The sequence below is a fragment of the Polaromonas sp. YR568 genome, assembly GCF_943369675.1.
Taxonomy (GTDB): domain Bacteria; phylum Pseudomonadota; class Gammaproteobacteria; order Burkholderiales; family Burkholderiaceae_C; genus Polaromonas.
Genome location: NZ_CALROB020000010.1, coordinates 86,384 through 111,106 on the forward strand (window position 1 = coordinate 86,384; position 24,723 = coordinate 111,106).

At 63.2% G+C, this 24,723-nt stretch carries 23 protein-coding genes and 2 tRNA genes; 7 read left to right on the forward strand and 18 right to left on the reverse strand.

The window, feature by feature from the left end; all coding sequences use genetic code 11:
- The first annotated feature begins 6 nt into the window (after window positions 1-6).
- Window positions 7-696 carry a Bax inhibitor-1/YccA family protein gene (locus ACLV8F_RS07455; RefSeq protein WP_411883601.1) on the forward strand — a complete coding sequence of 230 codons (690 nt, stop codon included), beginning with the start codon at window positions 7-9 and terminating at the stop codon, window positions 694-696.
- A 41-nt stretch (window positions 697-737) separates the two neighbouring features.
- Here ACLV8F_RS07455 and rlmD read toward each other — a convergent pair whose 3' ends face one another.
- Window positions 738-2,198 carry a 23S rRNA (uracil(1939)-C(5))-methyltransferase RlmD gene (gene rlmD, locus ACLV8F_RS07460; RefSeq protein ID WP_411883602.1) on the reverse strand — a complete coding sequence of 487 codons (1,461 nt, stop codon included), beginning with the start codon at window positions 2,196-2,198 and terminating at the stop codon, window positions 738-740.
- 57 nt (window positions 2,199-2,255) lie between these two features.
- On the opposite strand from rlmD, the gene ACLV8F_RS07465 reads away from it, so the two are divergent.
- Window positions 2,256-2,675: a VOC family protein gene (locus ACLV8F_RS07465; RefSeq protein WP_411883603.1), complete on the forward strand. Its 420-nt coding sequence runs from the start codon at window positions 2,256-2,258 to the stop codon at window positions 2,673-2,675.
- Window positions 2,676-2,741: 66 nt separating this feature from the next.
- Here ACLV8F_RS07465 and ACLV8F_RS07470 read toward each other — a convergent pair whose 3' ends face one another.
- The 3 genes from ACLV8F_RS07470 to surE all read right to left on the reverse strand — a co-directional run bounded on the left by ACLV8F_RS07470 (window position 2,742) and on the right by surE (window position 5,455).
- The gene (locus tag ACLV8F_RS07470; protein ID WP_411883604.1) at window positions 2,742-3,599 is read right to left on the reverse strand and encodes a peptidoglycan DD-metalloendopeptidase family protein; all 858 of its coding nucleotides are present in this window, start codon (window positions 3,597-3,599) and stop codon (window positions 2,742-2,744) included.
- A 186-nt stretch (window positions 3,600-3,785) separates the two neighbouring features.
- Complete coding sequence (locus ACLV8F_RS07475; RefSeq protein WP_411883605.1) at window positions 3,786-4,658, reverse strand: protein-L-isoaspartate(D-aspartate) O-methyltransferase; 873 nt, start codon at window positions 4,656-4,658, stop codon at window positions 3,786-3,788.
- An 11-nt stretch (window positions 4,659-4,669) separates the two neighbouring features.
- Window positions 4,670-5,455, reverse strand: coding sequence for a 5'/3'-nucleotidase SurE (surE, locus tag ACLV8F_RS07480; protein ID WP_411883606.1), 786 nt, complete (start codon window positions 5,453-5,455; stop codon window positions 4,670-4,672).
- Between the two features lie 168 nt (window positions 5,456-5,623).
- Between surE and ACLV8F_RS07485 the strand changes: the two genes are divergently transcribed.
- On the forward strand, window positions 5,624-6,631 hold the full coding sequence (locus ACLV8F_RS07485) for an NADPH:quinone oxidoreductase family protein (protein WP_411883607.1): 1,008 nt from the start codon (window positions 5,624-5,626) through the stop codon (window positions 6,629-6,631).
- On the opposite strand, the gene ACLV8F_RS07490 is transcribed toward ACLV8F_RS07485, so the two are convergent.
- The 7 genes from ACLV8F_RS07490 to ACLV8F_RS07520 all read right to left on the reverse strand — a co-directional run bounded on the left by ACLV8F_RS07490 (window position 6,628) and on the right by ACLV8F_RS07520 (window position 12,129).
- A complete protein-coding gene (locus ACLV8F_RS07490) occupies window positions 6,628-7,329 on the reverse strand; it encodes a surface-adhesin E family protein (protein ID WP_411883608.1) in 702 nt (233 codons plus the stop codon). The genes ACLV8F_RS07485 and ACLV8F_RS07490 overlap by 4 nt on opposite strands.
- A gap of 16 nt (window positions 7,330-7,345) precedes the next feature.
- A tRNA-His gene (locus ACLV8F_RS07495) sits at window positions 7,346-7,421 on the reverse strand.
- Window positions 7,422-7,457: 36 nt separating this feature from the next.
- On the reverse strand, window positions 7,458-9,398 hold the full coding sequence (locus tag ACLV8F_RS07500) for a SurA N-terminal domain-containing protein (RefSeq protein WP_411883609.1): 1,941 nt from the start codon (window positions 9,396-9,398) through the stop codon (window positions 7,458-7,460).
- 82 nt (window positions 9,399-9,480) lie between these two features.
- Window positions 9,481-9,556, reverse strand: a tRNA-Val gene (locus tag ACLV8F_RS07505).
- Window positions 9,557-9,573: 17 nt separating this feature from the next.
- Window positions 9,574-9,846 (reverse strand): HU family DNA-binding protein, encoded by a 273-nt coding sequence (locus tag ACLV8F_RS07510; protein ID WP_007874140.1) that lies wholly within the window; start codon window positions 9,844-9,846, stop codon window positions 9,574-9,576.
- A 267-nt stretch (window positions 9,847-10,113) separates the two neighbouring features.
- Window positions 10,114-11,220: a tartrate dehydrogenase gene (locus tag ACLV8F_RS07515; RefSeq protein ID WP_411883610.1), complete on the reverse strand. Its 1,107-nt coding sequence runs from the start codon at window positions 11,218-11,220 to the stop codon at window positions 10,114-10,116.
- A 30-nt stretch (window positions 11,221-11,250) separates the two neighbouring features.
- The gene (locus tag ACLV8F_RS07520; RefSeq protein WP_411883611.1) at window positions 11,251-12,129 is read right to left on the reverse strand and encodes an alpha/beta fold hydrolase; all 879 of its coding nucleotides are present in this window, start codon (window positions 12,127-12,129) and stop codon (window positions 11,251-11,253) included.
- A 122-nt stretch (window positions 12,130-12,251) separates the two neighbouring features.
- On the opposite strand from ACLV8F_RS07520, the gene ACLV8F_RS07525 reads away from it, so the two are divergent.
- Window positions 12,252-13,232 carry a LysR family transcriptional regulator gene (locus ACLV8F_RS07525; protein WP_411883612.1) on the forward strand — a complete coding sequence of 327 codons (981 nt, stop codon included), beginning with the start codon at window positions 12,252-12,254 and terminating at the stop codon, window positions 13,230-13,232.
- Here the strand turns inward: ACLV8F_RS07525 and ACLV8F_RS07530 are convergent.
- From ACLV8F_RS07530 to uvrC, 3 genes are all read right to left on the reverse strand, one after another.
- Window positions 13,174-14,052 carry a DMT family transporter gene (locus ACLV8F_RS07530; protein WP_411883652.1) on the reverse strand — a complete coding sequence of 293 codons (879 nt, stop codon included), beginning with the start codon at window positions 14,050-14,052 and terminating at the stop codon, window positions 13,174-13,176. The genes ACLV8F_RS07525 and ACLV8F_RS07530 overlap by 59 nt on opposite strands.
- Before the next feature lie 68 nt (window positions 14,053-14,120).
- Window positions 14,121-14,687, reverse strand: a complete 567-nt coding sequence (gene pgsA, locus ACLV8F_RS07535; protein ID WP_411878329.1) for a CDP-diacylglycerol--glycerol-3-phosphate 3-phosphatidyltransferase — start codon at window positions 14,685-14,687, stop codon at window positions 14,121-14,123.
- Between the two features lie 94 nt (window positions 14,688-14,781).
- Window positions 14,782-16,776 (reverse strand): excinuclease ABC subunit UvrC, encoded by a 1,995-nt coding sequence (gene uvrC / locus ACLV8F_RS07540; RefSeq protein WP_411883613.1) that lies wholly within the window; start codon window positions 16,774-16,776, stop codon window positions 14,782-14,784.
- Window positions 16,777-16,819: 43 nt separating this feature from the next.
- Between uvrC and earP the strand changes: the two genes are divergently transcribed.
- From earP to ACLV8F_RS07555, 3 genes are all read left to right on the forward strand, one after another.
- Window positions 16,820-17,938: an elongation factor P maturation arginine rhamnosyltransferase EarP gene (earP, locus tag ACLV8F_RS07545; RefSeq protein WP_411883614.1), complete on the forward strand. Its 1,119-nt coding sequence runs from the start codon at window positions 16,820-16,822 to the stop codon at window positions 17,936-17,938.
- Between the two features lie 117 nt (window positions 17,939-18,055).
- Window positions 18,056-18,610 carry an elongation factor P gene (gene efp, locus ACLV8F_RS07550; RefSeq protein WP_411883615.1) on the forward strand — a complete coding sequence of 185 codons (555 nt, stop codon included), beginning with the start codon at window positions 18,056-18,058 and terminating at the stop codon, window positions 18,608-18,610.
- A gap of 104 nt (window positions 18,611-18,714) precedes the next feature.
- Entirely contained in the window at window positions 18,715-19,578 is an 864-nt protein-coding gene (locus ACLV8F_RS07555) for a TIGR00730 family Rossman fold protein (RefSeq protein WP_411883616.1), read from the forward strand.
- A gap of 80 nt (window positions 19,579-19,658) precedes the next feature.
- Here the strand turns inward: ACLV8F_RS07555 and ACLV8F_RS07560 are convergent, their stop codons facing one another.
- Genes ACLV8F_RS07560 through ACLV8F_RS07575 form a run of 4 tightly spaced genes read right to left on the reverse strand, consistent with a single transcriptional unit; the run spans window position 19,659 to window position 24,723 of the window.
- The gene (locus tag ACLV8F_RS07560; RefSeq protein WP_411883617.1) at window positions 19,659-20,846 is read right to left on the reverse strand and encodes an MFS transporter; all 1,188 of its coding nucleotides are present in this window, start codon (window positions 20,844-20,846) and stop codon (window positions 19,659-19,661) included.
- Between the two features lie 60 nt (window positions 20,847-20,906).
- Window positions 20,907-22,262, reverse strand: coding sequence for a DNA recombination protein RmuC (gene rmuC / locus ACLV8F_RS07565; protein WP_411883653.1), 1,356 nt, complete (start codon window positions 22,260-22,262; stop codon window positions 20,907-20,909).
- 36 nt (window positions 22,263-22,298) lie between these two features.
- Window positions 22,299-23,285, reverse strand: a complete 987-nt coding sequence (locus ACLV8F_RS07570; protein WP_411883618.1) for a 2-hydroxyacid dehydrogenase — start codon at window positions 23,283-23,285, stop codon at window positions 22,299-22,301.
- A gap of 31 nt (window positions 23,286-23,316) precedes the next feature.
- A complete protein-coding gene (locus ACLV8F_RS07575; RefSeq protein ID WP_411883619.1) occupies window positions 23,317-24,723 on the reverse strand; it encodes a sodium:proton antiporter in 1,407 nt (468 codons plus the stop codon).

The following is a 24,723-nucleotide window of genomic DNA, read 5'->3' on the forward strand; positions in this document are numbered from 1 at the left end:
ATTCTCATGACTGACAATGTTCAAACCCTCGACTATGGCGTTGCCACAAGCGTCGAGCAACGCAACAAGGTCCTGCGCAACACCTACTGGTTGCTGGCCCTGAGCCTGCTACCCACCGTTTTGGGTGCCTGGCTGGGTGTGGCGACGGGTATTACCCGCTCCTTGGGCGGTGGATTGGGCCTGATCGTGTTCCTTGGCGGTGCATTCGGCTTCATTTTTGCCATTGAGAAGACCAAAAACTCGGCCGCCGGCGTTCCCGTGCTGCTGGGTTTCACCTTCTTCATGGGCCTGATGCTCTCGCGCATGATTGCCATGGTGCTGGGCTTCAGCAACGGTGCATCGCTGGTCATGACGGCTTTTGCCGGGACGGCCGGCGTGATGTTCGTGATGGCCAGCCTGGCCACCGTCATCAAGCGCGACCTGAGCGGCATGAGCAAATGGTTGTTTGCCGGCGCCCTAGTCATCTTGGTCGCGGCCGTCATCAATGTGTTTGTCGGCTCCACGATGCTGATGGCGGTGATCAGCACGCTGGCGATCGCCGTGTTCAGCGCCTACCTGCTGTATGACCTGAAACAGGTGATCGACGGCGGTGAAACCAATTACATCAGCGCTACCCTGGCCATCTACCTCGACCTGTTCAACATCTTCCAGAGCCTGCTGGCCCTGCTGGGAATCTTCGGCGGCGAAAGAGACTGAGCGTTCGCCGCTCACAAAAAAGGAGCCTATGGCTCCTTTTTTTATGTCTGCTCAAACACCGCAATGGACTCCACATGTGCCGTGTGCGGGAACATATTGACCACGCCGGCCGCCATGCAGCGCCAAGCCCCGCTTTCCACCAGCACGCCCGCATCTCGCGCCAGGGTGGCCGGGTTGCAGCTCACGTAGACGATACGCGTGGGCGGCGTCCAGCCGTCCAGGGCCAGGCTTTGCTGCTGTTCGCCGTCGTCGCACGGAATACCGCTCGCAATCTGCTGCTGCAGCGCCGCCAGGGACTTGAACAGCTCGAAGGCCCCTTCGCGCGGCGGATCCACCAGCCACTTGTCGGCGGCACCGTCCTTGACCAGCATCGCCGGGGTCATCTCAAACAGGTTGCGCGCCACAAACCGGGTCGGGGCCAATGCGCTGCGGGCGGTCGACGCAGCTTTGTTTCTCTCGAAGTTCTCGCGGGACCGGGCCACCAGCACTTCACTGCCCTCAATGCCCAGCACCTCGCGGGCGCGTGTAGCCAGCGGCAACGTGAAATTGCCCAGACCGCAAAACCAGTCAATCACGCGCTCATCCGGCTGCACGGCCAGCAGGCGCAAGGCGCGTGAGACCAGTACCTGGTTAATCTGCGGATTGACCTGGGTGAAATCGGTCGGCTTGAAAGGCATGGTAATGCCGAACTCGGGCAAGCCGTAGCTTAGTTGCGGCACGACGTCGTCAAGCAACTTCACCGTCTCCAGCCCGCCGGGTTGCAGCCACCACTGCAAGCCTGGGTTGGCCGCAGCAAAAGCGCGCAACCGCGCAAGGTCGCCCTCGCTGAGGGGCTCCATGTGGCGCAGCACCATGGCGGTAACCTCGTCGCCGCAGGCCAGTTCGATCTGCGGCAGCGTCTCCTTCGCGTCCATGCCACCTATCAGTTCACGCAACGGCACCAGCATGTCGCTGACGTGGCGGGGCAGCACGTGGCATTCGCTCATGTCGGCCACATAGGCGCTTTTGCGCTCATGGAAACCCACCAGCACCGTACCCTTCTTGCGTACATAGCGCACCGACAGCCGCGCGCGGTAGCGGTAGCCCCAGGCCGGCCCTTCGATCGGGCGCAGCAGGTTGTCCGCCCTCAGCTTACCGATGTGCTGCAGGTTGTCTTCCAGCACACGCTGCTTAACGGCCACCTGCGCACCCACATGCAGGTGCTGCATCTTGCAGCCGCCGCAAGCGCCGGTGTGCATGCCAAAGTGCGGGCAGGCGGGGCGCACGCGCTGGGACGATTCGCGGTGAATCGCCATCACCACGGCTTTTTCAAAACTGCTTTTCTTTCGGTAGACATTGGCCGTCACCCGCTCAAAAGGCAATGCCCCCTCGATGAACACTACCTTGCCGTCAGTCCTGTGGGCGATGCCCTGGGCTTCGATGTCGAGCGACTCGACCTCCAGTATGTCGGGCAGGTAATCCGTCGCCGCGGAGGGCTTCTGGGTGTGGCTTTCTTCTGTCATGCACCAATTGTCTCAGGCTGGAGTACCATTTTCAGGTCACCCGCAAAGGAATGATTTATGGAACTTCGCATCTGCATCGACGTTGACGACATGGAGCGCGCCGTCGCGTTCTACACACAGGGACTGGGGCTGCAGGTAGGCCGCCGTTTCAAGAGCGACTTCGTGGAACTCCTGGGCGCCGGCAGTGCCATCGACCTGCTCTTCAATGCACCCGGCACGCGGCCGATTGCCAGCGGGCCGGGCAGCGAAGCCGTTCGCAATTACGGGCGCCACTGGACGCCCGTTCACCTGGATTTTGTCGTGGAAGACATCGACGCCGCCGTGGCACGGCTCCAGCACTACGGCGCAGTGCTGGAAATGCCCGTGGCGGATCGCGCCTGGGGCCGCATCGCCGGGCTCGCCGACCCTTTCGGCCATGGGCTGGACCTGCTGGAGTTCAAGGGCCGCGGCTACGACGAGATCCTGCATCCTCACTAAAGCCAGGACGACAGGCAAAGAAAAAGGAGCCGGCGGGGGCTCCTTTTTGATGGGTACGCGAACCGCTTACTTGGCGGGCAGGTATTTGGCAGGGTCCACCGGTTTGCCCTGGCGGCGGATTTCAAAGTGCAGCTTCACGCGATCCGCATCACTGTTGCCCATTTCGGCGATCTTCTGGCCTTTCTTGACGGTCTGGTCTTCTTTCACCAACAGCGTCTGGTTGTGCGCATAGGCCGTCAGGAAAGTATTGTTGTGCTTGAGGATGACAAGGTTGCCGTAGCCACGCAAGCCCGCGCCCGCATACACCACGCGGCCGTCGGCCGAGGCCACCACCGCATCGCCTGCCTTGCCGGAAATATCGAGGCCCTTGTTCTTGGCTTCGTCAAAACCCGCGACCATCGTGCCTTGCGCGGGCCAGATCCAGGCGATGTCGTCCTCACCCGCCGCAGCGGCGGGTGCCGGCGCAGGGCTGGCACTGGCAGGCGCCGATGCGGGTTTCGCGGCACTGGCGGCCTGCGCGGGCGCCGCGCTGGAGGCGGGAGCCGAGCCCGGTGATACCGGCCGGGTCACCACCAGGGGGTTGTCGCTGGTCGGCGGTACGACGCGCAACACCTGCCCCACTTCAATGATGTTGGGATTTTCAAGATTGTTCCAGCGCACGATGTCGCGCCAGTTCTGGCCGTTTTCCAGGCCGATGCGGATCATGGTGTCGCCGGGCTTGACGGTGTAGTAGCCGGGCTTGCCGGCATTTTCAAAACCGGGAAGTTGTTTGACGTTGCCGGCATCGACGGCGCCCGGCACAGGGCGCGACATGCCGGTGCCGCGATCCTCCACCGGCGCGTTGGTGTGGGAGCGTGAGGCGCAGCCCGCAACGACCAGCAGCGCTGCGGCCAGCATGCAGGACAAGGCCAGCCTGCCTGGCATGGAGCGGGCGCCGCGCCCTGCGCGTGTGGCAAGCAAAGGCACTACCCTGTTTGACCTTACGGTTTGATTCATTGCTTCTTTCGTCTTCAATCTTGACTGACTTGCCTGAGCCGTGGTGCCCATTAGGCCCCATCGGATCGGTCCGGTTTATGTGACTTGTCTCATGGCCGCCCATAGGGCCGGCCTTTAGCTTGTCCCTGATTTTAAAGGCACAAAGTGCACGGCCTCCAGCAAGGTCTGCCGCACGCCCTGGGGGGTTTTATCCACCACCACCAGCGCCTGCGCGCCGCCGGAGGTTTGCATGGGGGCCACCAGCCGGCCGCCTACGGCCAGCTGCTCGATCCATGCGGAGGGAATGGCTTCGCCGCCCGCCGCCGCAATGATCGCGGCATACGGCGCTCCCTTGGCATAGCCCATCATGCCATCCCCGAAAAGCAGGTGCACATTCGGCAGCCGCAAAGTCCGCAGGTTCTCCCTGGCTTTGTCGTGCAAGCCGCGCAGCCGTTCAATGCTATACACCTCTGCGGCCAGGTGGCTGAGCACGGCGGCCTGGTAGCCGCAGCCGGTGCCGATCTCCAGTACTCTTCCCAATTTCCCGTCCTTGCCTGCCGCGCCATGGCGCAGCAGTTCCAGCATGCGGGCCACCACATTGGGCTTGGAGATGGTCTGGCCCAAGCCAATCGGCAGGCTGGTGTCTTCGTAAGCCTGGTTGACCAGTGCGGAATCGACAAAGCGGTGGCGCTCCACCAGGCCCATGGCAGCCAGCACCTGCGCGTCGCTGACGCCCTGCGCCGCGAGCTTGGCCACCATGCGCGCGCGCACGGCGTGCGAATCCAGCCCGACCCCGCCTGGCCTCGCCGGGGCGGCAGGCGCCGGCTTCTTCAGGCCGTTGAGGGCTGACGCCACCGCAGGCCGGGCGTTCGGAGCCGGCAATTTGGTCGCCGACGGAACACCCGCATCAGGCTTGAGCCGCACCGGGAAGGCCGGGCGCGGCGCCGGGTCGGACGCCTTCAGGGCCTTGGCGGAAGGATTGAAAGGCGGCTTGAGGCTGGGTTTCATGCGTCAGGCCTTCAGTGCGACTGGGTCAGCCTGGCGGCGGTCTGGGCCCAATAAGGCAGGCGCTCATGGTCGGTCAAATCCACCTGCAGCGGCGTGATGGAAACAAACTTCTGGCTGGTCGCATAAAAATCGGTGCCTTCACCGGCTTCCTTCGCGGGCCCTGCGCCGCCTATCCAGTACATGGACTCGCCGCGCGGGCTGGTCTGCACAATGACGCGTTCGGCCGCGTGGCGGCGCCCCAGGCGGGCCACTTTCACGCCGCGGATTTCGTTGTCAGGCAGGTTGGGAATATTCACGTTGAGCAGCCATGGCGGCACCGTGGGCTCCGCACCTTCCGCCAGCGTTTCCAGCGAGGGAATCAGTTGCTGCACCAGTTCGGCCGCGCGCTTGGCCGCCACATCGATATGCGCCCAGCCTTTTTCGGTTTGCGAAAAGGCAATGGAAGGGATGCCGAACAGGTAACCCTCCATCGCCGCCCCGACAGTGCCGGAATAAATCGTGTCGTCGCCCATATTGGCGCCATTGTTGATGCCCGACACCACGAGATCGGGCCGATAGCCCAGCAGGCCGGTCAGCGCGATGTGGACGCAATCGGCCGGTGTACCGTTGATGTAGCGAAAGCCGTTGGCGGCCGTCTGAACGTACATCGGCGAGTGCAAAGTCAGTGCGTTCGATTTGGCGCTGTTGTTTTGCTCCGGCGCCACCACCTCGACATCCGCAACGGTTTTAAGCGCTTCGTAGAGGGCGATGATGCCGGAAGCCTGGTAACCGTCGTCGTTGCAGATGAGAATTTTCATGGGCTGATTTTACGGTCACGGCCGCGACAGCCCGGGCGTATTTGGGTCTCATGGCGGGTGCTGCTTTGCCTATGATGCAGTCAAGGCGCCGCCCTCTTCCACTTTCCGCCGCTTTTCGCCCTTGTTCGCGCCGCCGCATTCACATCCTCACCTCATTGGAGACCTCTCATGCAAGCCTGGCTTTGTGACAATCCCACCGGCGTAGACGCACTGGCCTGGAAAGAGCTGCCCACGCCCCAGCCCAAGGCTGGCGAAGTCCTGATTGAGATCAAGGCGGCCAGCCTGAATTTCCCGGACTTGCTGATCGTGCAGAACAAATACCAGATCAAGCCGCCCCTTCCCTTTGTGCCGGGTTCCGAATACGCCGGCGTCGTCCAGGCGGTCGGAGAAGGTGTCAAGCACCTGCAGGTTGGGCAGAACGTGGCCTGCCTCTCGGGCACCGGCGGCTTCGGCACGCACACCATCGCGCCGGCAGCCCTGTGCATGCCGCTACCCGCCGGTTTTTCTTATGTGGATGCGGCCGCGTTCATCATGATTTACGCCACCTCCTGGCACGCCCTGATGGACCGGGCGCAACTCAAGGCCGGTGAAACCGTGCTCGTGTTGGGCGCGGCGGGCGGCGTAGGCACGGCGGCCATCCAGATTGCCAAGGCCGCCGGTGCCCGTGTGATCGCGGCCGCATCGACCGACGAAAAATGCGCGCTCTGCACTTCCATAGGCGCGGACGCCACCATCAACTACAGCACGAAGAACTTGCGCGATGAGATCAAGGTCCTGACGGAAGGGAAAGGTCCGGACGTGATCTACGACCCCGTTGGCGGCGACTTCACGGAGCAGGCCTTTCGCTCCATCGCCTGGCGCGGCCGCTACCTGGTGGTGGGCTTTGCCTCAGGCCCCATCCCGTCCCTGCCGCTGAACCTCACGCTGCTCAAGGGCGCGTCCATCGTCGGCGTGTTCTGGGGCGACTTTGCCAGGCGCGAGCCCAAAGCCAATGCCGCGATGATGGCCGAGCTGGCCGGCTGGTACGCACAGGGCAAGATAAAACCGGTGATAGACCGCACCATGCCCATGGCGGAACTCAAGGCGGCCTATGCCCACATGGGCTCTCGCGGCGTCAAGGGCAAGCTGGTCATGGTCAACCAGGGCCCCGCGCGCGCCGGCCTCGCCGGCAACTAGTTGCTCGTCACGCTCTTGACGCTGCAAGCAGCCTTGATGATGCGTGCGTTCGGGTCGTCATTGATGTCCTTGAAGATCATCGGCCGTATATCGTCCCCGGCGTAAGTCGTGACCCTGAACGGCTGGCCGCGAAAATCAGGTTGGCTGTAAAAAGCAGCCGTCACATAACGCGCGGTTTGCTGGGCGCAATCGATCTGCACCTCGGTCACCACCGACCGGAACTGTATGCCGTCGCCGGCTGTCGTCCACAAGGTCGCCCGGTTGATGCGGACCGGAATGACTCGCAACTCGTCCTTGATATCGATGGCGGCCACATTGACCTGGATGTAGTGGTTCGCGGAATTGGCGGGATCACCGGTAATCGTCAACCAGGTATCCGCCGCGCAAACGCCCGCCGACACCAGCAGCGCGGCCGTGCCAACCGCCGCTTTGGTGAAAGCACTTCTTGCGATGAAAAAATTCAAGGTCTGAAACAAGGTGTTCCTGCGTGACGAGGGCCATTCCAAATGGCCGGCGAGAGGAGCGCCTGGTGCTGCCAGCATACAGATGGAGATGGAAACAGGTGCCAGTGCGCGTACCTGCATCTTGCCGCACATCGCCAGGGTCCAGGTTTCGAATTGTGACGCAGTGCGATTTTCCGAGGAAAGCAAGCCGCGATGTGGACCGCCAAAGAAAAAGTCCCGCGTGCCGGATGGCACGCGGGACTTCAGATACTGGGGTGGCTGATGGGGCTCGAACCCACGACAACAGGAATCACAATCCTGGACTCTACCAACTGAGCTACAGCCACCGGAGCCATGCATTATAGCGGCAAAGCCGCGGCTGTTTATTGGGTGACAGGTTCTTCCGCGTTTTCCTTGGCCGGCGCAGGCTTGGGAACCAGGATTTCCGCCTTGAAACGCTCCTTCAGGCCGTTGTAATAGGCCAGGTTTTCCGCCGACGTCCACCACTGCGCGTACTGGTCGCGCTGCTGCTTGGCTGCGGCTTCAACGGGGGCGTCACGGGACATCACCTTCTCAACCTTGACAATCGCATACCCTTCGTTGCCCAGATCGACACCCGCAAAAGCAGGCAGGGAACTGGCGTCCGCGCGCAGCGCGGCGGCGATCAGGGGGATTGGCAATTTCTGCGTCTGGTCCCGCGATACGACGACGGGGGCGGACAAGCCCGCCGCGGACGCCGGCGCGGCCTTCCAGGAGGCCAGCTTGGCCTCGCCATCTTTGCGGGCCTCTTCCGCGCCGCGCTTGGCCAGCCAGCGCTGGCGCACGTTGTCTTTGACTTCGGCAAAAGGACGGGTGTGCGCGGCGGTGTACTGCACGATGCGGCCCGAAGCAAGTTGGCTGGGCGCCACTTCGATGGCCTCCGTGTTGCGTTTTTTCTCTATTGCATCAGGCGCAAACAAGGCATTGAGGAATTTCGGGTTCGCCAATACGCCAGTCGCGCCGGCCTGGGGTTGCCGTGTCACATTGGCTGCGGACTTTATCGCCAGCTTCAGGCGCTCCGCCGCCGGTTTGAGGCTTTCGGCCTGCTCGTACACCGTGTTGGTAAACGTGTCGGCGGATTCCGCAAATTTCTTCTGCGCCTGCTGCTTCTTGAGTTCCGCTTCCAGTTCGGGCTTCATTTCCTCAAAGGTGCGCTGCTTCGGCGCCTTGACGTCGGTCAGCTTGATGATGTGGTAGCCGAACTCGGATTCGACCACGTCGCTGATGTCGCCCTTGTTCATGGCAAAAGCGGCGTCTTCAAACGGCTTGACCATGGAACCGCGCGCGAAGAAGTCCAGGTCGCCGCCGTTGGGCGCGGAGCCGGGGTCCTGCGAATTTTTGCGTGCCACGTCGGCGAAGGTGTCCGGCGATTTTTTAACCAGCGCCAGCAGTTCCTGCGCTTTCGCCTTGGCTTTTTCGCGGTCGGCCGCAGGCGCCGACTTGGGCGATGCGATCAGGATATGGCTGGCGCGCCGCTCTTCGGCGCCGCTGAGCCGCTGGGCATTCTGCTCGTAGTAAGTCTTGAGATCGGACTCGTTGACGGTGAGGTCTTTCTTGACTGCGTCGACGTCGAGCACCAGGTACTCGATGCTGGCCTGCTCAGGCGCCTGGAAGAGTTTTTCGTTGGCTTTGTAAAACTGTTCGAGTTCGGCATCCTTCGGGTTCAGCTTGGCGGCGTAATCGGCTGCATTGAAGCGGGCCAATTGGATTTCACGCTTTTCGAAGTAGGCGTTGAGCACGGTGTCCGCGGCCGAATTGGAAGAAAAGCCGCTGGCGCCTATGCCCACCAGCACCTGCCGGTTCGACAGGTCGTTTCGCACGTTGGCTTCAAACATCTCGGGACTCATGCCCTGGCTGCTGAGCAACTGGCGATAGCGCTCCATGTCGAGGGAGCCGTCGGGGCGACGCAAGGAGGCGATCTCGGGGCTTTGCTGCAACTCGCGGGCCAGACGCTGGTCGCTGGTCGTGAGCTTGAATTTTTCAGCCGCGGCAGCGATGACGCGTTCGCGCACCAGCCGCTCCAGGGACGCGTATCGCGCTTCCGGCGAGTCCATCAGCTTGGGGTCGAGGTTGGGCATCGAATTGCGGAGCTGGTCCACTTCGCGCTGGTGCACGCGGTCCCATTCCGACTGCGTAATGTCCTTGCCGTCCACTTTGGCCACCTTTGCGCTCTGGTCCTTGGAACTGTTATAGCCATCAAGGCCCAACAGCACGAAGGACGGAAGAATCAGCAAAAACAGCAACACCATGACGATTTTGGTGTGCTTGCGAACGAAATCAAACATCTCGAATTTCCTGTGACTGCTAACGGACAAAACCGGGGCCACCAACAAAAAAGGCGAACCTCGTTCGCCTTTTATTCGTGGGTGGTGGGTGCTGACGGGCTCGAACCGCCGACCTACGCCGTGTAAGGGCGCTGCTCTACCAACTGAGCTAAGCACCCCACGTCAAACGTTCTTGTCAGTTCAAAGCATCCTTGAGCGCTTTGCCCGGACGGAACTTTGGAACCTTGGCTGCCTTGATTTTAATCGCATCGCCGGTCCGTGGATTACGGCCGGTGCGCGCAGCACGTTTGCCCACCGCGAAAGTGCCAAAACCCACCAGAGACACGGAGCCTCCTTTTTTCAGGGTAGTTTTCACAGCGCCAATCGTGGATTCCAGTGCGCGCGTGGCGGCAGCTTTGGAAATATCTGCATGCTTGGCAATGTGCTCGATCAGTTCAGTCTTGTTCACAAGGAGCCCCTCGTTGATAAAAAGTTAATCTGGTTGTCTCTAAAAAATATCTCCCGGGACACTGTGGTGAACGTGTCAGCGGGAGCGGCATGTGCAGGTTTTCTGCTGTTTCCAATTAGAGCCACGGACTTCTAACCTGTCAATACAGCAGCAAGTTTTTACAACGTGCGGAGGCGGATTCTAGACGCTTTTTTGGCGCTTTCGCGACTTAATCGTAAGCATGATGTGTAATTTTCATGCTTGACAAAAACCGCCTTTGCAGCGGCTTTACACCCCGGCCAGCGCCGCCGCAACGGCCTTGCCGAGATCGGCCGTACCGGCCTTTCCGCCCAGGTCGGGCGTGCGCGGCGCACCACTTTCGGGACTCAACACCTTTTCGATCGCGGCGAGGATACCGTCGTGCGCATCCTTGTGCCCCAGGAACTCCATCATCATTGCACCGCACCATATCTGGCCGATGGGATTGGCGATGTTGCGGCCTGCGATGTCGGGCGCCGAACCATGCACCGGTTCGAACAGCGAAGGGAACTTGCGCTCGGGGTTGAGGTTGGCGCTGGGCGCGATGCCGATGGTGCCGGTGCAGGCCGGGCCCAGGTCGCTGAGGATGTCTCCGAACAGGTTGCTGGCGACCACCACGTCGAAGAAATCAGGGCGCTGCACGAAATGCGCGGTAAGGATGTCGATGTGAAATTTATCCAGTTGAATGCCCGGATAGTTTTTCGCCATCTCGGCCACACGCTCATCCCAGTAGGGCATGGAAATCGAGATGCCGTTGGATTTGGTGGCGCTCGTCAGGTGTTTCTTGGGCCGGGACTGCGCCAGTTCGAATGCAAACTTCAGCACACGATCCACGCCGATGCGGGTGAAGACAGACTCCTGCAGCACGAACTCGCGGTCGGTTCCGGGAAAGGCCTTGCCGCCTATGCTGGAATATTCGCCTTCCGTGTTTTCGCGGACGATGTAGAAATCAATTTCGCCGGGCTGCCGCGGGCTGCCGTCGCGCCGCACCACCGGTGCGATGATGCCGGGCATCAGCCGCGCGGGCCGCAGGTTGATGTACTGGTCGAACTCGCGCCTGAACAGCAGCAACGAGCCCCACAGCGAAACATGGTCGGCAATCTTGTCGGGCCAACCCACCGCGCCGAAGTAAATCGCATCGTGCCCGCCGATCTGGTCCTTCCAGTTGTCGGGAAGCATCTTGCCGTGCTTCTCAAAATAGTCCCAGCTTGAAAAATCGAAATGGTCAAACTGCAGGTCAATGCCGTACTTGACGGCGGCGGCTTCAAGAACGCGCAGGCCCTCGGGCATCACTTCCTTGCCGATGCCGTCACCGGCGATGACGGCGATTCTCTTTTTTCCGGTGTTCTTGCTCATGATGATCCTTCAGGTCCTTGGGTGCGTTGATCAGGGTTTGAAAAATTCGAATGCTTGTGCCAGCAGCAGCGTCGGTGCCTCTTCCGCAATGTAGTGGCCGCAAGGCAGGCTCATGCCCGACACGTCCTGCGCGCGCTCGCGCCAGAGGTCGAGCACCTTGAAGCACTGGCCCACCGTGCCGTGTTCGCCCCACAGCACGCGCAGCGGCTGCGGCAGGCGCAGGCAGGCCGCCACGTCGGCGCGGTCGTGAAGGAGGTCGACGGTCGCGGAGGCGCGGTAGTCCTCGCAGATGCCGGTGGCGGTGCCCGGTATCTGCGCGCAACGTTCGTACTCGGCCAGCGCGGCAGGCGCGAACGCGGCCAGGCCGGCATGGCGTTTGCCCATCACGCTGCGCACATAGCGCACCGGGTCGGACTCGATCAGGGCCTCGGGCAAGGGCGGCGGCTGGATCAGGAAGAACCAGTGCCAGTAGGCGCGCGCAAAGGCGTCGGTGGTGGTGCCGTACATGGCGAGCGTGGGCGCGATGTCCAGCAGCATCAGGCGCTCTACCGCGTGCGGGTGGTCGGCCGCCAGGCGATGCGCGACCCGCGCGCCGCGGTCATGGGCCAGCACCTGAAAGCGCTCGAATCCAAAGGCCTTCATGACGGCCATGGCATCTCGCGCCATCTCGCGTTTCGAATAAGCGTGGTGTTCCGCATCGCTCGCGACCCGGGCCGAATCCCCGTAGCCGCGCAAATCCATCATGACCACCGTAAACGTCCTGGCCAGCTCGCCGGCCACCGCATGCCACATCGCGTGGGTTTGCGGATGCCCGTGCAGCAGCAGCAAGGGCGCGCCGCTGCCGGCCTGCAAGGTACGCAGCTTGCCGGCGGGCCCATCCACATCACGTGTTGAAAATCCTTCGAACATCAATCGGCCTTGATTCCTTTTATAGGCACCTGCTGCCTGCTAACCATGGTGCCGATTCTGGAGAAGATGCCGGCAGGATTCAAGCAATAATCAGGCAATCGATTATTTCCTTTAAGGCATGAATGGATCGCAGCGACCTTGAGCTTGTGCTGGCGGTGCGCGACGGCGGCAGCCTGGCCGCTGCCGCGCTCAGCCTGGACGTGGCGCCGCCGGTGGTGACCAAACGGCTTGCCGCGCTGGAGGCCAAACTCGGGCAGCGCCTGTTCCAGCGTACCACCCGGCGCGTCAGCCCCACGGCCGAGGGAGAGACCGTGTGCGAACGCGCGCAGGTTCTGCTACAAGGCTTCATTGCGCTCGAATCAGAGCTGCAGGAGCGCAAGGCCGAACCGACGGGTTTGATCCGCCTGGCCGCCACCTTCGGCTTCGGGCGCCTGTGGCTGGGGCCGGCACTCGCCGCTTTCCAGGAGCGCCATCCGCGCATCGAAATCCAGCTCCAACTCACCGAGCACCTGCCCGACCTGGCTGTTGAAGGTTTTGACGGCGCCATCTGGCTGTGGTCGGTGCAAGGCCGTCAGGCCGCGCAGTGGGTGTCGCGCCGGCTCGCGCGCAACCAGCGTGTGCTGGTGGCCTCGTCCCGCTATATCAAACAGCACGGTGCGCCCGCCGATCTCGAAGCGCTGCAGGACCATGCCTGCCTGATCGTGCGCGAGAACGGCAACGCCGCCGGCCAGCGCTTTGATATCTGGCAGCTGCATCGCGATCGTGACAAGATACCGGCGCGCGTGCGGGTCCACGGGCCGCTGGCCAGCAATTCGGGTGAACTGGTGCGCGACTGGTGCCTGGAAGGCCGCGGCATCATGCTGCGCAGCCTGTGGGACATTGCGCCGCAGCTGGCTTCGGGCCAACTGGTGCGCGTGCTGCCGACCTATTCGATGCCCGATGCCGACATCCATTGGCTGGCGCCCTATCGCGCGGACCAGCCCAGGCGGATTCGCCTGCTGATCGACCATCTGGTCGCACAGTTCCAGGACACGCCCTGGAAAACTAAGCGGCCGGCGCCGGCTTCGCGGCCCGCACCACGAGGCTCACGCCCAGTGCCGTGACCGCTGTGCCGACAATCGTCGTCACGGTGATGGATTCGCCAAACAGCGCCCATGCCATCAGCGCCGTGGTCGGCGGCACGAGGTAAAGCAGGCTGGTTACCGCGGTCGCCGCGCCGCGCTGGATCAGCAGGTAAAGCAGCGAACTGCCGCCCAGCGTAAGCACCAGCACCGACCAGGCCATGGCGCCCAGCATGTGAGGGTGCCAATTGATCGCCTCGGTTTCAAACAGGGCCAAGGGCAGCGTCACCACAAATGCCGCCGCCAGCTGGATGACGTTGGCGGTGCGCACGTCGGTGGGCTTGACGAAGCGCTTCTGGTACAGCGTGCCGGCCGTGATACTAAACAGGGAGAAGATGGTGCAGGCTAGCGTCAGCATGGTGGCCTCCTGGCCAGAACCAAATTTTCGCGACACCACCAGCAAGAGGCCGCCAAGGCCAAGCGCAAGGCCCGCCCACTGCCGCGCCGTGACCTTGCTTTCGGCCCGGCCGTCGCCGGATGACACCCACGACACCCACAGCGCCGTGAGCACGGGCTGAAGCCCGACGATGAGCGCCGTCAGGCCCGAGCCCATGCCGGCCTTTACGGCAACCCAGACGCCGCCCAGGTACGCCGCATGCATCAGCACGCCGGTCACCGCCAGGTGCCCCCATTGCGCGCGGGTCGCGGGCCAGGCAGCGCGGGCCACGAAGATCCAAACCAGGAAGCAGGCGATGGACAGGAAATAACGGATGGCCAGGAAGGTCAGCGGCGGCGCATAAGGCATGCCGTATTTGGCGACGATGAAGCCGGTGCTCCAGATCACGACGAAGACGGCGGGCATGACCCGGATCAGCGCGCCGGGAGAAGAAGAGGAAGAACTCAAGGGGACAGCTTCAAGGGCGGCGGGTATTACTTCGCGCGCGCGCGGATTTCCGGGATGGCCTTCTTGAGGTAATAAATCATGGACCAGACCGTGAGAATCGCGGAGATCCAGATCAGCCAGGTGCCCCAGACATGCGTGTTGATCATGCCGAACAGCAGGCCGTCAAACAACAGGAAAGGGATGGCGATCATCTGCACCGTGGTCTTGACCTTGCCGAGCATGTGCACGGCCACGCTTTTGGTGGCCCCTATCAGGGCCATCCATTCGCGCAGCGCCGAGATGGCAATCTCGCGGCCGATGATGATGAGCGCCACGAACACGTCGGCGCGCTGCAGTTGCACCAGCACCAGCAAAGAGGCGCACACCAGGAACTTGTCGGCCACCGGATCCAGGAAAGCACCGAAGGAAGACGTCTGGTTCAGCTTGCGCGCCAGAAAGCCGTCCAGCCAGTCGGTGGCGGCGAAGACCACGAACATCACCGTGGCGATCAGGTTGCGTTCGGCGGGTGCGATGTTCAGGTAGAACACCCCCACGATCAGCGGAATCGCAACAATGCGGGTCCAGGTCATCAGCGTGGGGATGGTCAGAAACATGACCCGATTTTGGCATGAGCCGCACCAAGCCTGCCGGGCACCGGGTTAAAGCGCAGCAAAACGGTGGTTTCCGTTGCTCAAATACGTCTGGCCTTCAATGCAGCGCGCGGTAGATTTCCTCGGCCAGGTCTTTCGAAATGCCATCCACGGTGGCGATGTCCTCGGCACTGGCCGAGGCGATGCCGCGTATGCCGCCGAAGCGCTGCAGCAGGCTGGCGCGCCGCTTGGGTCCTATGCCCGCGATGTCTTCGAGCTTGCTGCCGCCCACCCTGACCTTGGCGCGTTTGGCGCGCATGCCGGTGATCGCGAAGCGGTGGGCCTCGTCGCGAATCTGCGCGATCAACATCAGCGCGGCAGAATCGCGCCCTAAATAGACCTTGTCGCGCCCGTCGGCGAACACCAGCTCTTCCAGGCCGACCTTGCGGCCCTCGCCTTTTTCGACGCCGGCGATCAGCCCCAGGTCCAGGCCCAGCTCCTCGAACACCTCGCGCGCCATCGACACCTGCCCCTTGCCGCCGTCCACCAGCACCAGGTCGGGCAGCTTGGCCTCGCCGTTGCGCGCGGCCTCGGCCACACGGGTGTAGCGGCGCGTCAGCACCTGGCGCATGGCGGCGTAGTCGTCGCCGGGCGTGATGCCTTCGATGTTGTAGCGGCGGTATTCGCTGTTGACCATCTTGTGCTCCTGGAATACCACACACGAGGCCTGCGTCGACTCGCCGGCCGTGTGCGAAATGTCGAAGCACTCGATGCGCAAGGTGTCGAGGTTGTCGAGCGGCAAATCGAGCGCCTCGGCCAGCGCGCGCGTGCGCGCCTGCTGCGAGCCCTGCTCCGCCAGCAGGCGCGCCAGCTGGAGGGCGGCATTTTTCTGCGCCATCTCCAGCCAGATGCGGCGCTGCTCGCGCGGCTGGTGGATGGCGCTGACCTTGGTGCCGGTCTGCATGCTCAATGCGTCAATCAGTTCCTTGTCCACCGGCTCGCTGCAGACCAGGGTGGGCGGAACGGGCACGTCGATGTAGTGCTGTGCGATAAAGGCCTCCAGCACCAGGGCCTCCAGCGACTTGCCCGCCGGCGCGGTCGCCGCGGCCGTCACGCTACTTTCACCGCCGGCCTCCGACTGCGCAGCCTGCTGTGCATCCGCATCGATCTCGGCATCCAGCGCCGCGACGTCTGTCGCATTCTCCACGTGGCTCGGAAAGTAGGCCCTGTCGCCCAAGTGGCGACCGCCGCGCACCATGGCCAGGTTGACACAGGCCTTGCCGCCCTGCACTTTCACGGCCAGGATGTCGACGTCCTTGTCGCCGCCGATTTCCATGGACTGCTGGTGCAACACCTTGGACAACGCCGACATCTGGTTGCGCAACTCGGCGGCCTGTTCGAACTCCAGCCTGTCGGCATGCCCCAGCATCTTCTTTTCAAGCTCGGTCAGGATGTCCTGCGCCTGGCCCTGCAAGAAGCGCTCGGCGTTGGCGGTGTCCAGCGCGTACTGTTCGGGCGACACATGGCCCACGCAGGGCGCCGAGCAGCGCTTGATCTGGTACAGCAGGCAGGGCCGGGTGCGGTTGTTGAATACCGTGTCCTCGCAGGTGCGCAGCCGGAACACCTTTTGCAGCAGCAGGATGGTGTCCTTGACCGCCCAGGCGCTGGGGTAAGGCCCGAAATAGCGGTGTTTTTTCTCGACCGCGCCGCGGTAATAGGCGATGCGCGGAAACACCGCACCCGTGGGCGCCTCACCCTCTACGGGCGGGCGAGCGCCGGTGAGCTTGAGGTAGGGGTAGCTTTTGTCGTCCCGGAACAGGATGTTGAACTTCGGGTTCAGCGTCTTGATCAGGTTGTTTTCCAGCAGCAGCGCTTCCGCTTCGGAGCGCACCACAGTGGTCTCCATACGGACGATCTTGGTCACCATGTGACCTATGCGTGTGCCGCCGTGGTTCTTCTGGAAGTAATTGGAGACCCGCTTTTTGAGGTTGCGCGCCTTGCCGACGTAAAGCACGCCGCCTTCGGCATCGAAGTAGCGGTAAACACCGGGCAAGGCCGGCAGCGCGGCGACCTCGCTGAGCAGTTGGGGATCGAATTCGTGGGCTTTGGTCATGGGCTGAAATGGGGCAACTGGCCGTATTGTGGACAATCCTTTCATGAATCGCCGCCTGCAGTGGGACATATTTTGCAAAGTCATCGACAACTTCGGGGACATTGGCGTCTGCTGGCGCCTGGCCGCTGACCTGGCGTCGCGCGGCCAGACCATCCGCTTGTGGGTCGATGACGCCTCGGCCCTGCGCTGGATGGCGCCGGCAGGATGCGAAGGAGTCAGCGTGCTGCCGTGGCCGCAGGATGGCGAACCACTGGACCTGGACGCCACGGAGTTTTCGCGGCACCCGCCCGACGTGCTGGTCGAAGCCTTTGGCTGCGAGATCGCGCCGGACTTCGTGGCTGCCTGTGTCCGCATTGCCGGGGCTACCGGGATCAAACCGGTATGGGTCAACCTCGAATACCTGTCAGCCGAAGGCTATGTCGAGCGCTGCCACGCCCAGCCCTCGCCTATGCAAGGCGGCCCGGCAGCCGGCTGGACCAAGTGGTTTTTCTACCCCGGCTTCACCGGGAACACCGGTGGCTTGCTGCGCGAGCCCGGCCTGCTGGAACGGCAGGCCGGTTTTGATCGCGCCGGCTGGTTCCAGGCCCAGGGAATCGCCTGGGACGGCGAGGCGCTGGTGTCCCTGTTCTGCTACGAACCCGCAGCGCTGCAAGGCCTGCTGGCGCAACTGGCGCGCCAGGGCCTGCAAGGCCGGCCCGTGCGCCTGCTGGTCGCCGACGGGCGCGCCGCCGACGCTGTGCGGGCGCTGGTCGACGCCGGGAGCAAGCGGCCTGCCATTTCATACCTCCCGCTGCTGTCGCAAACGGAGTTCGACCACCTGCTCTGGGCCTGCGACCTGAATTTTGTGCGCGGCGAAGACTCTCTGGTCCGGGCGCTGTGGGCCGGCAAGCCTATGGTCTGGCAGATTTACCCACAGCACGACGACGCCCACCAGGCCAAGCTGCAGGCCTTTCTTGACATGTTGCAGGCGCCGCCTTCCCTGCGCGCTTTTCATGCAGCCTGGAACGGCCAGACAGGCCCCCCGACCTCTGGGGCCGGCCCGGCGCAGTTGCCCGCCGACCTCCATGCCTGGCAGGCCGCAGCGCTGGCCGCCCGCACCCGCCTGACCGCCGAGGACGACCTGGCGACCCGCTTGCTCGGCTTTGTGGCAAAAAAACGCTAAAATCATAGGCTTTGCGGATCAACCCAAAGATCGACCCAACCTGGGCGGCCCGCACAACCCGCCGCGTAACCTGCACACCGGTGCAAGCGTTTAGCGGCCTACCTCAGTGAAACTGCTATGAAAATCGCTCAAGAAATCCGCGCCGGCAACGTCATCATGAACGGCAAAGACCCCATGGTGGTGCTCAAGACCGAATACAGCCGCGGTGGGCGCAATTCCGCCACCGTGCGCATGAAGCTCAAAAGCCTGGTCGCCAACTTCAACACCGAAGTCGTGTTCAAGGCCGACGACAAGATCGACCAGATCGTCCTGGACAAGAAGGACTGCACCTATTCCTACTTCGCCGACCCGCTGTACGTCTGCATGGACTCCGAGTACAACCAGTACGAAGTCGAAGCCGAAAACATGGGCGACTCGCTGAACTACCTGCAGGACGGCATGGAACTGGAAGTCGTGTTCTACGACGGCAAGGCCATCTCGGTCGAACTGCCCACCAGCGTGCAGCGCGAAATCACCTGGACGGAACCCGCCGTCAAGGGCGACACCTCCGGCAAGGTCCTGAAACCCGCCAAGATCGCCACCGGCTTTGAAATCGGCGTGCCCATCTTCGTGGCGCAAGGCGACGTGGTCGAAATCGACACCCGCACCGGCGAATACCGCAAGCGCGTGTAAACCGCTTCGGCACCCTGCAAAAGGCTCCTTACGGAGCCTTTTTGCTTTTCGGGCCGGCCGGATGCCCCGAAAGCGCTCCCTTGCCTGATCGTTGACAATGCCGCATGGAACAAAAACAAGACTTATCCGTCAGCCGCCTCGCCAACGCCTGGGCGGAACTGCAGGCCCACGCCAGGGAAGGCAACCCGCTCGAAGCGGATGCCTCCCGCCTGGCCTTTGCCGACCCGGAGTTTTTGCTGCGGCGCGAAACGCGCGGCATACGCTTTCAGCTCGAGCTGCTCAAGCCCGACCTGGAGCAGCAGGCCCACGGCATTGAGAACACCGTGGTGGTGTTCGGCAGCGCCCGCTTCCGCAGCGAGGAGGATTCCGTCCTCATGGTGGCTGAGGCCGAAGCCGGCGGCGACCCCGAGCTCATAGACCGCGCGAAGAAGCTGGCACGCAACGCCCACTACTATGAAAGCGCCCGCGCCTTCGGCAAGCTGGTGGCGCAGTACAGCGAAACCAAGCCACCCGAGACCAAGCTCTTCATCTGTACCGGCGGCGGCCCGGGCATCATGCAGGCGGCGAACCGCGGCGCGCACGAGGCCGGCGGCCTCAGCGTGGGCCTGGCCATCGTGTTGCCCATGGAAGAAGCGCCCAACCCCTACGTTCCGCCCGAACTTTCCTTCAAGTTCCACTACTTCGCGCTGCGCAAAATGCACTTCATGATGCGCGCCAAGGCACTCGTGGTGTTTCCGGGTGGCTTTGGCACGCTGGACGAGCTGTTTGAAGTCATCACGCTGGTGCAGACCCGCAAGGCCAAGCCGGTGCCCATCATTCTTTTCGGCAGCAGCTACTGGAAGCGCCTGCTCAACACCGAGATGCTGGTGGAAGAAGGCGTGATCTCGCCGAACGACCTCAAGCTGCTTCAGTACGTGGACGACCCGCAGGTCGCCTGGGACCTGATCAAGGGCTTTTACCGACTTTGAGCCAGGAGCCTGGGCGGCAGAAGGAGCATCGGCTGCAAAGCGAGCGCAGCTCGCTTCGATGCTTTCTGCCGCCCAGGCTCCTAGCCGTGCCCGCCATGGGCCGGCATGCTGTCCTTGAGCAGCCAGGCCGCGCGCGAGCCGGCGCCCACCATCGCGCCGGTGGCCCAGAACACTCCTGCAATCCCGATCAGCGCACCGGCCGAGCCGAACAGCATGGGCATGAGTACGCTGGACGCGTTGATCGCCATCAGCCGCAAGCCCAGCGCCTCGCCATGCCGCGCCTCCGGGGTGATCTGGTGCAGCATGCTCATGACCATGGGTTGCACCATGCCCAGTGAAAAGCCCAGCAGGATGGAACACAGCCCCATGCCTATCGCCGAATACATGAGCGGGTAGACGCCGAACAGCACCGCCGTCACCAGCATGGAGACCGCCAGCACCTTCCACTCGCGCAAATGGGCGGCCACCAGCGGCATCGCCATGCGGATCAGCGCGGCCGCCACCGCGAAGGCCCCCAGGATGCTGCCGATCACCGAGGCGCTGATGCCGCGCTCAAAGCCCAGTACCGGCACCACAAAGGTATGCACGTCCCAGCAGGACGACAAAAACCAGTTGACCAGCAGCAGGCGGCGGAAGGTGGCCTGGCGCAGCAGATCCCAGGCCTTGGGCTGCGGGCCGCCGCTGGCGGCGATCACCGGCGGCAACTCCCGCGTCTTGCGCACCAGGAACCAGCTGGCCATCGGCAGTATCGCCATCAGCAAGAATGCCGCGCGGTAACCTGAAGTGCTGCCGGGCATGGCGCCCACATGGTCGATCAGCAGGCCGGCGGAAAACGGCCCGATGAAATTGGACACCGCCGGGCCGATGGAGAGCCAGCTGAACACCTGGCGCAGCTCCAGCGCGCCGACCGCCGCGCGTCCCACGTGGCGCTGCAGCGAAATCACCGCCGCGCCGGTGGCGCCGCCCGTGAGCAGCGCCGCGAAGCACAACACCGGAAACACCGGAAAAGCCACCGCAGCTCCCGCCCCCAGCACGGCGGCGAACACGCTGTAGCTGATGGGGCGTTTGAGGCCGTGCCGGTCGGCAAAACGGCCGGCCGGAAGCGCCAGGAAGACTTGGGTCAGGGCGAACAAGGCGAGCAGCACACCCACCGCCGCCGGGCTATAGCCTTCACGCAGCGCCAGCAGGGGCGCCGCCATGCGGGTGCCGGCCATGCAGGCATGCAAACAGATCTGCGCCAGGATCAGGCGTGCGAGTTCAGGCGTCATGCGGCACAGCTCATGCGATGTGCATCAGAGGCATAAGGGGCCTCAGGGGCCTCAGGGGCCTCAGAGGTTATCCAGGTCTTTATCAAGGGGGTCCAGTGGAAGCAGGCGGGCGGAATCAATCTCAGGCAGGGCTTCGACGTTGCGCAGGGCTTTGCCCATGACGCGGCTGCGCTGCTCGGCGCTGCTCAGCGTGTTAAGCACGGTTTCGGTTTGCGACTTGACCTTGGCCAGCACGTCGCCGAACTTGCCGAACTCGGTCTTGACCGCGCCCAGCACCTGCCACACCTCGCTGGAGCGCTTTTCGAGCGCCAGCGTGCGAAAGCCCATTTGCAGGGAATTGAGCATGGCCAGCAGCGTGGTCGGGCCGGCCAGCGTGATGCGGTGGTCGCGCTGCAAAAACTCCATCAAGCCGGGGCGGCGCAGCACCTCGGCGTACAGGCCTTCGGTCGGTAAAAAGAGGATCGCAAAATCGGTGGTGTAAGGCGGGTCTATGTATTTTTCGGAGATCGATTTCGCCTCCAGGCGTATCCGCGTCTCCAGCGCCTTGCCGGCGATTTCGGCGCCCAGCACGTCGGCGCGCTGCTGCGCGTCCAGAAGGCGCTCATAGTCTTCGTTCGGGAATTTCGCGTCTATGGGCAGCCACAGCGGCTCGCCCGAATCCGAACGGCCCGGCAGCTTGATCGCGAAGTCCACCGGGTTCTTGCCGCCGCGCCGCGTGACGACCTGGGCCGCGTACTGGTCGACGGTGAACACCTGCTCCAGCAGCGCCGACAGCTGGGCTTCGCCGAAGATACCGCGCGTTTTCACGTTGGTCAGCAAATGCTTGAGGTCGCCCACACCTTGCGCCAATGTCTGCATTTCGCCCAGGCCCTTGTGCACCTGCTCGAGCCTGTCGGCCACCTGCTTGAAGCTTTCGCCCAGGCGTGTTTCCAGCGTGGTCTGCAGTTTTTCGTCGACCGTCTTGCGCATCTCGTCGAGCTTGGCTGAGTTGGTCTGCTGCAATTGCGCAAGCTGCTTTTCCAGCGTCTCGCGCACTTCGCCCATGCGCCTGGCGTTCGATTCGCTGACGGACTGCAGTTGCGTGGTCAGCGTGTCCGACAGCGTTTTTTGCAACAGCGTGAGCTGCTGCGCGAACGCATCGATCTGCGTGTTCTGCGTGCGGATCGCTTCGGCGCTCTGCTGCACCAGCGTTTGCTGGAAGGTGGCGAAGGTGGTCGCCAGTTCCTGGCGGCTGGCGCGCGAGTTGTCGGCGATCTCGCGGCGCAGCTCGCGCTCCAGCTTGTCGTGGCCGGCCGCGATCGTCGCCAGCAACTCGGTGCGGCCCGCGTCCGAAGGCTCGGCGGGCTTACGCAGCAGCAGCCAGACCAGCAGGAGCAGGTTGGCCCCGCCCAGGGCAATCATCAGCCAGGTTTCCATCATGGGTTCATTGTCCGCTTGCTGCCTTCTTTGTGCTTATTGGCCGGCCAGTACCGTAGCGTTAAGCGGGGTCGGTGGCTTCTTGCCGCTGAAAAAAGCGATGAGGTTGTCGGCGGCCAGGCTGGCCATGGCCAGACGTGTGGGAATGGTGGCGCTGGCGATGTGAGGCGTCAAGACCACGTTGGGCACGGTCAGCAGGTCGGGGTGCACCTTGGGCTCGCCCTCGAACACGTCCAGCCCGGCTGCCGCGATGCGTTTGCCACGCAGGGCCGCGGCCAGCGCGGCATCGTCCACAATGCCGCCGCGTGCGATGTTGATCAGTGTGGCCGTGGGCTTCATCAGCGCCAGCTCGGCTGCACCGATGCTGTGGTGGGACGCCGGCGAATACGGCAGCACCAGCACCAGGTGGTCGGCCGTCTTGAGCAGCTCTTCCTTGCCGACGTAGCTGGCCTTGCATTCGGCTTCCAGCGCCGCGTCCAGGCGCGAGCGGTTGTGGTAAATCACCTTCATGCCGAAACCGTGGGCGCCGCGTTTGGCAATTCCCTGCCCGATGCGGCCCATGCCCAGGATACCCAGCGTGGCGCCGTGGATGTCGGAGCCGGCGAACATGTCGTAGCTCCATTTGGTCCATTTTCCGGCGCGCAAATAGTGTTCGCTCTCGGTCACGCGGCGGGCCGTGGCCATCAGCAGCGCAAAGCCGAAGTCAGCCGTGGTTTCGGTCAGCACGTCGGGCGCGTTGGTGGCCAGCACGCCGGCCGCCGTCATCGCGTCGACGTCGAAGTTGTTGTAGCCCACGGCCATGTTGGCGCAGATCTTCAGGCCCGGGCAGGCGGCCAGCACCTCCGCGTCAATCCTGTCGCCGCCGGTGGTGAAGGCGCCGTCCTTGCCTTTGAGGCGTTCCGTCAGTTGGGCCTTGGACCAGGTCTCGTCGGCCTGGTTGGATTCGACCTCAAAGTACTGCTCAAGGCGGGTGATGATCTCAGGGAATACGGCGCGTGCGACGAGGATTTTGGGTTTGCTCATGGGATGTGTCCGCCTTGTTGCGATGAATGGGTTATTTGAACCAGATGAAGGTCATGACGATAAAAAGGGGAAGCAGCACCGCGCCCGACCAGGCCATGTAGCCGAAAAAACTGGGCATGTTCACGCCGCGCTCTTCCGCAACGGCCTTGACCATCATGTTGGGCGCGTTGCCGATGTAGGAGTTGGCGCCCATGAACACCGCACCGGCAGAAATGGCCGCCAGCGTTGGCGCCAGCGTGGTCATCAGCCTAACCGGATCGCCGCCCGCAGTATTGAAGAACACGAGATAGGTGGGCGCGTTGTCGAGAAAAGAACTCAGCGCGCCGGTGGCCCAGAAATACATGGCCGGGTCGGGCTGGCCGTCGGGCCGCGTCACCGCCGAGACGATGGCGCCGAAAGGCCCCTGCGCACCGGCCTTGAGCATGGCGATCACGGGAATGATGGTCAGGAAAATGCCGGCGAACAGCTTGGCGACTTCCTGCATGGGGCCCCAGGAAAACTGGTTGTCGCGGTACACCCCCGCCGGCGTCACGCGCAGCGAGATCAAGGTGATCGCTATCAGTCCGGCATCGCGCACCAGCCCGGGCAGCCCGACCTGCGTGCCGAGAACATCAAAACCCAGCGGGGTTTTCCAGAACCCGCTGAGCAGGACCAGGCCCACCACCGCGGCCAGCAGCCAGAAATTGACCGCGCCGTCGAAACCGACGCGCCGGGTGTCGGGCGTCGGATCGACAGGGAGCACGCCCTCTTTCGCGTAGTACCAGCGGTCCAGCAGGTAAAAAATCGCCAGCAGGCTGCCGACCAGGAACAGGGTTTCCGGGAATATGTGGCTGACCGTCCAGAAAAAATCGACGCCTTTTAAAAACCCGAGAAAGAGTGGCGGGTCGCCGAGCGGCGTGAGCGAGCCGCCGGCGTTGGACACCAGAAAGATGAAGAAGACCACGACATGTGCCTTGTGCGTCCGGTTGTCGTTGGCGCGTATCAGCGGCCGGATCATCAGCATGGAAGCGCCTGTGGTGCCCATGAAACTGGCCAGCACCGTGCCTATGGCCAGGATGGCGACGTTAAGCGCCGGGCTGCCGTGAAGGTTGCCGCGAATGAAGATACCGCCCGCCACGGTGTAGAGCGCCACCAGCAAGATGATGAAGGGGATGTATTCGGCCAGCAGCGCGTGCACCAGGCTGCCCCCCGCGACGGCGGGGCCGAACACGGCGGCAAATGGTAGGAAAAATACCAGCGTCCACGCGGCGGCGACCTTGCCGAAATGGTGGTGCCAGAAAGAAGGCGCCAGCAAAGGCATCAAGGCGATCGACAGGAGGATGCCCGCAAAAGGAATGCCCCACGCCCATGAAAGGCGGCTGCCGTCGATGTCGGCCGCCATCGACAAGCCCGGCAGACATGCCAAAGCCGCCGCGGCGGCGCTGCGTAAAAATCTCAT

What these genes read in the sequence shown, in the direction of transcription:
- ACLV8F_RS07455 (WP_411883601.1), top strand. Translation starts at nt 7, where the DNA reads ATGACTGACAATGTTCAAACCCTCGACTATGGCGTTGCCACAAGCGTC.
- rlmD (WP_411883602.1), bottom strand. Translation starts at nt 2,198, where the DNA reads ATGACAGAAGAAAGCCACACCCAGAAGCCCTCCGCGGCGACGGATTAC.
- ACLV8F_RS07465 (WP_411883603.1), top strand. Translation starts at nt 2,256, where the DNA reads ATGGAACTTCGCATCTGCATCGACGTTGACGACATGGAGCGCGCCGTC.
- ACLV8F_RS07470 (WP_411883604.1), bottom strand. Translation starts at nt 3,599, where the DNA reads ATGCCAGGCAGGCTGGCCTTGTCCTGCATGCTGGCCGCAGCGCTGCTG.
- ACLV8F_RS07475 (WP_411883605.1), bottom strand. Translation starts at nt 4,658, where the DNA reads ATGAAACCCAGCCTCAAGCCGCCTTTCAATCCTTCCGCCAAGGCCCTG.
- surE (WP_411883606.1), bottom strand. Translation starts at nt 5,455, where the DNA reads ATGAAAATTCTCATCTGCAACGACGACGGTTACCAGGCTTCCGGCATC.
- ACLV8F_RS07485 (WP_411883607.1), top strand. Translation starts at nt 5,624, where the DNA reads ATGCAAGCCTGGCTTTGTGACAATCCCACCGGCGTAGACGCACTGGCC.
- ACLV8F_RS07500 (WP_411883609.1), bottom strand. Translation starts at nt 9,398, where the DNA reads ATGTTTGATTTCGTTCGCAAGCACACCAAAATCGTCATGGTGTTGCTG.
- ACLV8F_RS07515 (WP_411883610.1), bottom strand. Translation starts at nt 11,220, where the DNA reads ATGAGCAAGAACACCGGAAAAAAGAGAATCGCCGTCATCGCCGGTGAC.
- ACLV8F_RS07520 (WP_411883611.1), bottom strand. Translation starts at nt 12,129, where the DNA reads ATGTTCGAAGGATTTTCAACACGTGATGTGGATGGGCCCGCCGGCAAG.
- ACLV8F_RS07525 (WP_411883612.1), top strand. Translation starts at nt 12,252, where the DNA reads ATGGATCGCAGCGACCTTGAGCTTGTGCTGGCGGTGCGCGACGGCGGC.
- ACLV8F_RS07530 (WP_411883652.1), bottom strand. Translation starts at nt 14,052, where the DNA reads ATGCCCGCCGTCTTCGTCGTGATCTGGAGCACCGGCTTCATCGTCGCC.
- pgsA (WP_411878329.1), bottom strand. Translation starts at nt 14,687, where the DNA reads ATGTTTCTGACCATCCCCACGCTGATGACCTGGACCCGCATTGTTGCG.
- uvrC (WP_411883613.1), bottom strand. Translation starts at nt 16,776, where the DNA reads ATGACCAAAGCCCACGAATTCGATCCCCAACTGCTCAGCGAGGTCGCC.
- earP (WP_411883614.1), top strand. Translation starts at nt 16,820, where the DNA reads ATGAATCGCCGCCTGCAGTGGGACATATTTTGCAAAGTCATCGACAAC.
- efp (WP_411883615.1), top strand. Translation starts at nt 18,056, where the DNA reads ATGAAAATCGCTCAAGAAATCCGCGCCGGCAACGTCATCATGAACGGC.
- ACLV8F_RS07555 (WP_411883616.1), top strand. Translation starts at nt 18,715, where the DNA reads ATGGAACAAAAACAAGACTTATCCGTCAGCCGCCTCGCCAACGCCTGG.
- ACLV8F_RS07560 (WP_411883617.1), bottom strand. Translation starts at nt 20,846, where the DNA reads ATGACGCCTGAACTCGCACGCCTGATCCTGGCGCAGATCTGTTTGCAT.
- rmuC (WP_411883653.1), bottom strand. Translation starts at nt 22,262, where the DNA reads ATGGAAACCTGGCTGATGATTGCCCTGGGCGGGGCCAACCTGCTCCTG.
- ACLV8F_RS07570 (WP_411883618.1), bottom strand. Translation starts at nt 23,285, where the DNA reads ATGAGCAAACCCAAAATCCTCGTCGCACGCGCCGTATTCCCTGAGATC.
- ACLV8F_RS07575 (WP_411883619.1), bottom strand. Translation starts at nt 24,723, where the DNA reads ATGAGATTTTTACGCAGCGCCGCCGCGGCGGCTTTGGCATGTCTGCCG.